General features: G+C 43.5%; 11 protein-coding genes. 8 read left to right on the forward strand and 3 right to left on the reverse strand.

Annotation, left to right across the window (positions count from 1 at the left end):
* Nucleotides 1-25: 25 nt before the first annotated feature.
* Nucleotides 26-274 carry a glutaredoxin family protein gene (locus tag ABHN01_RS12625; protein WP_429875812.1) on the reverse strand — a complete coding sequence of 83 codons (249 nt, stop codon included), beginning with the start codon at nucleotides 272-274 and terminating at the stop codon, nucleotides 26-28.
* Nucleotides 275-385: 111 nt separating this feature from the next.
* Between ABHN01_RS12625 and ABHN01_RS12630 the strand changes: the two genes are divergently transcribed.
* Entirely contained in the window at nucleotides 386-1,345 is a 960-nt protein-coding gene (locus ABHN01_RS12630) for a DUF2515 family protein (RefSeq protein WP_429875813.1), read from the forward strand.
* A gap of 300 nt (nucleotides 1,346-1,645) precedes the next feature.
* Here ABHN01_RS12630 and ABHN01_RS12635 read toward each other — a convergent pair whose 3' ends face one another.
* The gene (locus ABHN01_RS12635) at nucleotides 1,646-1,768 is read right to left on the reverse strand and encodes a hypothetical protein (RefSeq protein WP_255357569.1); all 123 of its coding nucleotides are present in this window, start codon (nucleotides 1,766-1,768) and stop codon (nucleotides 1,646-1,648) included.
* A 192-nt stretch (nucleotides 1,769-1,960) separates the two neighbouring features.
* Here ABHN01_RS12635 and ABHN01_RS12640 point away from each other — a divergent pair, with 192 nt between their 5' ends.
* From ABHN01_RS12640 to ABHN01_RS12660, 5 genes are all read left to right on the forward strand, one after another.
* Nucleotides 1,961-2,470: a MerR family transcriptional regulator gene (locus tag ABHN01_RS12640; protein WP_290400646.1), complete on the forward strand. Its 510-nt coding sequence runs from the start codon at nucleotides 1,961-1,963 to the stop codon at nucleotides 2,468-2,470.
* Between the two features lie 65 nt (nucleotides 2,471-2,535).
* Nucleotides 2,536-2,889 carry a YppE family protein gene (locus ABHN01_RS12645; protein ID WP_429875814.1) on the forward strand — a complete coding sequence of 118 codons (354 nt, stop codon included), beginning with the start codon at nucleotides 2,536-2,538 and terminating at the stop codon, nucleotides 2,887-2,889.
* 160 nt (nucleotides 2,890-3,049) lie between these two features.
* Nucleotides 3,050-3,577: a hypothetical protein gene (locus tag ABHN01_RS12650; protein WP_429875815.1), complete on the forward strand. Its 528-nt coding sequence runs from the start codon at nucleotides 3,050-3,052 to the stop codon at nucleotides 3,575-3,577.
* 3 nt (nucleotides 3,578-3,580) lie between these two features.
* Entirely contained in the window at nucleotides 3,581-4,795 is a 1,215-nt protein-coding gene (locus ABHN01_RS12655; RefSeq protein WP_429875816.1) for a DEAD/DEAH box helicase, read from the forward strand.
* Nucleotides 4,796-5,266 (forward strand): hypothetical protein, encoded by a 471-nt coding sequence (locus ABHN01_RS12660; protein ID WP_429875817.1) that lies wholly within the window; start codon nucleotides 4,796-4,798, stop codon nucleotides 5,264-5,266. It abuts the gene before it with no gap.
* Nucleotides 5,267-5,336: 70 nt separating this feature from the next.
* Here the strand turns inward: ABHN01_RS12660 and ABHN01_RS12665 are convergent, their stop codons facing one another.
* Nucleotides 5,337-6,119: a LysM peptidoglycan-binding domain-containing protein gene (locus tag ABHN01_RS12665; RefSeq protein ID WP_429875818.1), complete on the reverse strand. Its 783-nt coding sequence runs from the start codon at nucleotides 6,117-6,119 to the stop codon at nucleotides 5,337-5,339.
* A gap of 174 nt (nucleotides 6,120-6,293) precedes the next feature.
* Between ABHN01_RS12665 and ABHN01_RS12670 the strand changes: the two genes are divergently transcribed.
* Nucleotides 6,294-7,205 (forward strand): rhodanese-related sulfurtransferase, encoded by a 912-nt coding sequence (locus ABHN01_RS12670; RefSeq protein WP_429875819.1) that lies wholly within the window; start codon nucleotides 6,294-6,296, stop codon nucleotides 7,203-7,205.
* Nucleotides 7,206-7,311: 106 nt separating this feature from the next.
* Complete coding sequence (locus tag ABHN01_RS12675; protein ID WP_429875820.1) at nucleotides 7,312-7,500, forward strand: hypothetical protein; 189 nt, start codon at nucleotides 7,312-7,314, stop codon at nucleotides 7,498-7,500.
* Nucleotides 7,501-7,547 lie beyond the last annotated feature (47 nt).

Consider the following 7,547-nt stretch of genomic DNA (forward strand, 5'->3'; position numbering starts at 1 on the left):
CTTTTTAGTGATTGGCCGTATTTTCTTAATCGATCGCAAGAATGGACTGCAGTTCATCCTGGTTGAAGCCCATCACGACTTCCTGAGAACCGTCCTTTGTTATCACGGTAACGGGAGTCGCACTTGCTCCAAGACCGATGATTTCATTCATATATTGGGGATTCTTTCGGATATCTCTTTCCTCGAATGAAATGTTATTTGATTTTAGCCATTCTTTTTGTGCAAAGCATGGCGGGCAGGTTTCCTGTGTATAGATAATCACCCTTTGCTCCATATTCATGCCTCCAAACCTCATCATGATCTTTTTATTTTACCGTTTTTCTATAAAGCTTACAAATATTTTAGCAGCTTCGGTAGAACGATATGAAGAAAAGGAGGGGGCAGGGTGAACCTGGAATTGAGTCGAGAGATTCAGCAACAAACAGAAAAAGGAAACCGGGATAATATTTCACGTACCGTATTTTATCAGCGATTTTATGAGAAACATCCAGAGATCAAGTGGTCTTTTTTAGCATCAATTGTATCGAGAAATGCAGGTTACAACATGTGCGACCTGGAAGGAGAATGGATGAGGAGATCCATTCCGCCCAAATACCGTCAACTGCTTTTTTTAACGTATGAACGGGCGAACTGGCTGATTTTCTCAGATGCCTATCCTCAGCTTCTTCTATATGAAAAAAGCAAGGAGGCAGGAATACCTCTGTTCCCGCTGCTGTCTGAGTTGAATGTATCTTCTTTTATGCAAAAAGAGTGGCAGCGGTTCTGGTCGGGGGGAGACGAAGAGAGGCTATGGACATCACTGATCATCAATGAACAGCATCTGATTCAAAAGCCGGTCATCGAACATCCGGTGTACCGAAGGAGAGTTTTTCTTTCCTTGCCTTACCGTCTGCAAAATTGGCTTCATTTCAGCACGGTCTTGATTCCGACAAGAGAGGGTGACGTTTATGGTTTTTCCGTTCATGGCTTCCGCCGCACTAAGAACCGCATCCTGCTTGGAAGAAGGCTGGCTTGGCTGCTGTTTCAATCCCCCTATAAGATCCTCTTTCATGATTTTGCCTATTTAACACCGCATACCGGTTCGAGGAGCGATTATGAGCAGTATGTATATCCAAACCGTAATAGGGTTCCACAGCTGTTAAGGCTGACCTATCCCCTCATCCACCACGGCCGGCCACCATTGCAGGACTGGAGTCAACACGCAGCCCACCTGGAAACCTATTACCGCAGGTTCTCTATTCCTGAGAAGACCAAGCTGACGGATTGGTACCATAAAAAAGAGCTGGAGCTGCAGATCGGAATCCTTCTGGAAGAGATGCTGTTCAACGATAAGAATGACCGATAAGAAAAAGGTGATCCGTGTGACGGATCACCTTTTGATTCATTCCTGTTGTTCGCGCATTACGCTTGCTCACCTTAACAGAACCGAGCGTGTGTTGTGTGATCAAGCACTCCAATGTCTATCGGCTCTAAACACCGGCTTCAGCTTTTCTTGGTCCAGCTTCAGCGCCTAGAAAGGATGAAAGATCGTTCTACTATCATCCCTTCTCGGCTGCTTCACTTTCACATCTCAACACAAAGAGCGTGTTGTTATGTGAAAGTTCCACCAGCTTTCGTCTATGACCAGGCGCTTCAGCTTTTCTTTTTATGTAGCTGGATAATTCGGGCCCTCCAGCTTCTTGTCGCCGTGTCCGGTTTCTTTTTCCTGTTCAGGGGCGTTTGTCATCTTTTCCTGCTCCTGCTCCAGGCTGTTTTCGTGTTTCTCCATATTCGATCACCTCCTGTCAGTAGTGTTAGGCAGGAAGTCCTGTTTCATACAGGATAGATAGTGTCGAAAGGAGGATTTTTTTAAAGAAAACCACATTCTTTGCCGAATTGCTTCTAGTTTTGTCACCTCTGAAGGGAATCAAAAAAAGGGACGGAATTACTACTGTATAAGAAAACGGGGAGGGAATTAGAAATGGAAATGGTGTTTAAAACAAAAACGGTTTCGGAAGAACTTGGTGTGAATCCAACAACCATTCAGCGCTGGGTGAAGCACTTCAACCTTACCTGCCAAAAAAATGACCATGGGCATTATCTGTTCTCTGAGCAAGACATTGAAGACCTGCGTGAGATCAAGAAGCAGCTGGACGCCGGGCTTCTCATGAACGATATTCAGATCGCAGCTCAAGTAAAATCTCCAGAGGCACCTGTAAAGGCGGGGAAATTTGATGAACGATTCGAGAGCCTGATGACACAGATTGAAAAGCTGGAAAAAAAGATCGAAGAAAAGGCTGACGACGTATTGTCCTATCAAGTTCTTCAGCATGCGACAGAGATGGATGACATGATGAAGCGATTGATCAAAATAGAAGAAAAGATTGAAGACATTGAAGTCAAGCTGCTGAAGATGCCGCAGGGACCCGAAGAAACGGCAGAGTATAAAAAACCGAGACGGAACTGGCTCGTCAGTCTTTTCACCCTGTAGCGCAACTGCCTCGTGCAATCTATCCATTCTTTTGGTAGGATAGAAGAGTCAGGGGTGAATAAGGTTTGCGCTTAAATCAGTTAACGAGAGAGCTTTTACATGTGAATCGTGAAGCTTTTGATCAATATATCGAAAAAACAAAAAAAGAAGGCTATGAAGTAGACTTTTATGGTGAGGTTAAGCCGTTTACCGACAAGGTCCGCGCAATGGCTGAAGAATGGAAAAGCTTATCACTGCCATGGGTGGAGGACAATAGGCCGAAATATATTCATGTCAATCAGATTAATGACACGTTTGATAACTTACAATTTGTTGCGGTATTTGCCTTTCAGCCGGATACAAGGGAGAAACGGTTCACCGAGATGGTCAAATCCATTGATTACGTCCTGAGTACCATGCTGGATCGGCTGCATTCGTAAAAGACGGAAAACACGCCGTCTTTTTTTATTTGTCTCTTTAGCTGCAGGAAATTAGTAGCGTTTTCTTGGTGGGAGCGGGTACAATAAAATGTATTCAACCAGACCTGATAATAATTTCACGTACCGCAATATAAGACTATAAAGCAAGGAAGGTACTTAAATGTTTGATCCCACGATTTATGAAAACTTAAAAATAATCCTTGAAGGTATGGTTTATGACCTTGATTTTGACGGCCAATTGAAAGTAACGAACCGGAGTGACATCGTAGACCTTGCAACACTCAGCCGAACATACAGCCTCGAAGTATTATTGAAAGAAAACAATGCGCGGGGCTTAAAGGCAAAAGTTGAACTAAAAGCAGGTCTAGAGGACCTTGCCGATGAAATAATGGAAAGAGAGACAGAGAATACAGGTTGCCGTTTTTCAGTGACCTTTTATTTGACGGTACAGGATATTGAACGGGAATGCTCAGAGATCGGAGAAAGTTTGCGCACGATTTGGAAGCCGATCGGTGAAATTTCTCAAAAGGTTTCCTATATTTATGGATTGCCAAGAGGAAGCTATAGTAACGAAGTCCTCGTACTGCTCAATCATAAATTACATGATGAGAACAGCGGACAGCTGGAGGAATACCTTGATCGTATGATGGCATCCTATGAACAAATTTTCAATAAAGGGGAAAACTAAACAATGACGACACCATTGAAGGATCTGCAGCCATTCCTGCAGGAGAATTGGGAAAAAGCGGCGTTTGAGGCATTGACGCCTGTTCAGGAGCAGATGCTGCCGAGCATGCTTGGAAAAAAAGACTTGATCGTAGAATCTCCTACGGGGACAGGAAAGACGTTGGCGTACTGTCTTCCGGTTCTGGAAAGTATAGACAGTAATTCCGCATCGGTTCAGGCCGTGATCATCGCTCCTACGAAAGAACTCGTCATGCAGATCCACACTGTTTTTCAGGAGTATGCCCAAGGCAGCGGGATTTCTGGGACAACTCTGATCGGCGGAGTAAATGTACAGCGCCAGATTGATAAATTAAAGAAGAAGCCTCAGTATATCATTGGAACACCCGGAAGAATTCTCGAGCTTTATAAAAGTAAAAAGCTGAAACTTCATGAGGTGAAAACGATAGTCGTCGATGAAGCAGATGTTGTTTACGATATGGAATTAATGGACGAGGTGCAGAATATTGTTAAAGGAACGATGAAGGATCGGCAACTGGTGTTCGTTTCAGCGACCATTTCAAAGAAATCAGAAGAGGTTGCGAAGGAATGGATGAACGAGCCTCTTTTTATAAAAGTTGAAAGAGATACGGCGGCAGCAAATAGAGTGCAAAATCTTTACCTTATTTCTGAGAGACGTGATAAAATAGATAATCTCAGGCGCATCATTCGACACCATTCGGCGATGAAGGCTATTGTTTTCTTTGGTGACAGCATGCGGCTTGAAGAAATTGCTACAAAAATGGCTTACCGTGGGATTACCGTAGGGGTGATTTCAGGACAGGCATCAAAACAAGAGCGGCAAAAAGTGATGAGAGAATTCCGTGCAAGTGATCACGCATTGCTTCTTTCCACTGACCTTGCTGCGCGCGGGCTCGATATTAGCGGACTAACACACGTTATACATTTTGACCTTGCAGATTCAGAAAAACAATACATTCACCGTTCAGGAAGAACAGGCAGGATGGGGCAAGAAGGAACGATTATCTCTCTGGTTACAGAAAGAGAAGAAAACGTCCTTTTGAAATGGGCTAAAAAAATGAACGTCTATCCTCAAAAAGTGACCTTTAGAAGAGATCAGCTTGTTCCTTCTTCCCAAGATTCACAACAAAAAACAAACAAAAAAAGACCGCCAACAAAGTCAGCGCCCCAGCGTAATTTTACAAAGAAGAAGGGGAAATAATTGCTGGAGAATAAAAACCTGATTCGAAAAATTAATGAAATACTGGAACGTTTTAACTTATCGATAGATGTTCACATTGAAGCCAAGTGCCCTTTGAACCGCAATATTGGGGGGAAATACAATGCAGGTGACCATTCGATCACGTTATATCTGGAAGAAATCCAATCGCAGTGCCGATGGATGTTTCCTGAAGAGGATGTTCTGCTGGAGTATGCTTTAGTCATCTTTGCCCATGAGGCAGGCCACGCAACAGATCCTTACTTGCAAAAGCTCGTGGAGCTGTATGACGACACGGAAGATGAACTGAAAAAAAGAAAGATTGAACTGCTTGTTGAAGTTCAGGCATGGAAAATCGCAAGGGCGCTCGTGAGAGAGTTGCCGGAGAAGTTCTTCAACAAAATTAAAAGAATTTCTTTGGAGCACCATTATGAAGCCGTCTCCGCCCGCATGGAGAACGCAGGTGTCGCTTAGGAAGATGAAATGAAAGGTCCAGTCCTGGTTAAACAGTACTGGACTTTTTTGTGAGAATTATGTTTTAAAATTATCGAATAAACATTTGGACCCAGGCACCCTCATAGTACCCGACTCCAATCTGGCTATAATTGCTGCTTAAAATGTTTTGACGGTGCCCAGGGCTGTTCATCCAGTCCTGCATGACTTGCTGTGGGGAACGCTGCCCTTCTGCGATATTTTCTCCGGCAGCCGAATAGGAGATGCCGAACGTTCTCATCATGTCAAAAGGTGAACTGTAGGTCGGTGACGTATGGGAGAAATAATTGTGTTCGACCATATCTGTTGCTTTGATCTTGGCAACATTGCTGAGTTTCGTATTGAGTGTAAGCGGAGAGAGCCCTTGCTTGTTCCGTTCCTGGTTAACGAGGCTTGCTACTTCCTTAGCGTTAGCGCTTAGGCCAGTCTCAGGGGCCACAGGCTTCTGCGTGGCAGTTTGACCGGCAGTAGTTTGGCTCGAAGGAAGTTCGATGATTTGCCCTGGATAAAGCAGGCTGGCATTTCGCACTTGCCGATTTTCCAGGAGCAGCGATTGCAGGCTTAGTCCATATTTTTTAGAGATCGTATAGAGTGTATCTCCATAGCGGACGTTGTATAATGATGAGTGATCAGGGACATAAAGGACTTGTCCGGGCAGGATCATGGTTTGGTGAAGCAAATTCATATTCATTATAGTTTTAACGCTTGTCTGATGCGTTCGAGCAATTTTATAGATGGAATCTCCCGGCTTTGCAGTATAAGGACTCGCTGCAAACGCGGCAGTCGTCATACTCAGAAAAGCGGTAAGGCTTAATGCGGCCGTTTTAAAAAACATGGTTCCTCCTTATGAAATGATTCTCACTATTCAAATATTCACACATCATGGAAACGAAAACAACTGGGAATCAAAGGGAAATCGTTTTCATGATAGAATCTGCCTTTTTGGAGAAAAATTTGTTATGATAGTTGAGTTGAAACTATGCTGATGGAGTAATGGAGTGAAAGAAGAATGAGTTACCAAGTGCTGCTGTTTTATAAATACATCACGATTCAGGACCATGAGCAGTTCGCTGCTGAGCATCTTGAATTCTGTAAATCGATAGGACTAAAAGGAAGAATCCTGATTGCCCATGAGGGGATAAACGGTACGGTATCCGGGACGACGGAACAAACGGGCCGATATATAGAACACATGAAAAATGACAGCCGGTTTAATGATATGGTGTTTAAGATTGAACAATCACAAGGCCACGCCTTTAAAAAAATGAAAGTTAAACTGAAACGAGAGATTGTTAATTTAAATTTGGAAGATGATGTAAATCCAAACGAGCTGACGGGCAAACATTTGGCACCGAAGGAATTTTACAAAGCCATGCAGCAGGAGGATGTGGTGATCCTTGATGCAAGAAATACGTACGAATATGACCTTGGCCATTTTAAGGGCGCCATACGCCCTGATGTAGAAACTTTCAGAGACCTTCCGGAATGGATCAGGGAAAACTTCAGCCAGTTTAAAGACAAGAAAGTTCTCACTTATTGTACGGGAGGCATACGCTGTGAGAAGTTTTCAGGCTTTTTAATAAAAGAAGGTTTTCAGGATGTCTCCCAGTTGGAGGGAGGTATCATTTCGTATGGCTATGATGAAGACGTAAAGGGAGACCTTTGGGATGGGAAATGCTACGTTTTTGATGAGCGTATCTCTGTACCGGTCAACAGGGCTGGAACAGAAAAAGTTGTGGGCAGATGCTATCACTGCGGCAACCCTCAAGAACGCTATGTGAAATGCGGCAACCCTGAGTGCAACAAACACCTTTTAATGTGTGAAGATTGTGAGCATGAACATAAACGATCATGCAGTGCCCACTGCCGGGGTCATAAAGATAATCGTTATGTAAAAGAAAATAGCGAAGTGGAGGCTTAACTCCCATTATAAGCATCCTTTTATTTAAAGAGGATGCTTTTTTCACTGTATGACATTTTTAATAGGTGTATAATAAAGGAAGAGCCATCAAGGAAGGTGTGTTTCAATGATTGATGTGGAATTCCCCGAAAACAAGCTGGAACTCCTGCCCGCAGTCTTCATCTTTATCGTGTTTGTGATATTGGCATGGATGACCGTTAAAATTCTGAAGCATTTTCACGAGAAAGAGCTAAAGAAGGCTGAAATGGCGGAAGCAAGAATGAAAGAGTTGGAACTTCAAAATAAACAACAGTAGAACGCATGAAAAAACAGGCAGCCGCTCTGAACTGCACCCCAAATTTT

The sequence above is a fragment of the Fictibacillus sp. NRS-1165 genome (assembly GCF_050468105.1).
In the GTDB taxonomy this organism is placed as follows: Bacteria; Bacillota; Bacilli; order Bacillales; family Fictibacillaceae; genus Fictibacillus_C; species Fictibacillus_C terrinigri.

Coding starts and splice junctions, on each gene's coding strand:
- ABHN01_RS12625 (WP_429875812.1), bottom strand. CDS start 274: ATGGAGCAAAGGGTGATTATCTATACACAGGAAACCTGCCCGCCATGC.
- ABHN01_RS12635 (WP_255357569.1), bottom strand. CDS start 1,768: ATGGAGAAACACGAAAACAGCCTGGAGCAGGAGCAGGAAAAGATGACA.
- ABHN01_RS12640 (WP_290400646.1), top strand. CDS start 1,961: ATGGAAATGGTGTTTAAAACAAAAACGGTTTCGGAAGAACTTGGTGTG.
- ABHN01_RS12650 (WP_429875815.1), top strand. CDS start 3,050: ATGTTTGATCCCACGATTTATGAAAACTTAAAAATAATCCTTGAAGGT.
- ABHN01_RS12655 (WP_429875816.1), top strand. CDS start 3,581: ATGACGACACCATTGAAGGATCTGCAGCCATTCCTGCAGGAGAATTGG.
- ABHN01_RS12665 (WP_429875818.1), bottom strand. CDS start 6,119: ATGTTTTTTAAAACGGCCGCATTAAGCCTTACCGCTTTTCTGAGTATG.
- ABHN01_RS12670 (WP_429875819.1), top strand. CDS start 6,294: ATGAGTTACCAAGTGCTGCTGTTTTATAAATACATCACGATTCAGGAC.
- ABHN01_RS12675 (WP_429875820.1), top strand. CDS start 7,312: ATGATTGATGTGGAATTCCCCGAAAACAAGCTGGAACTCCTGCCCGCA.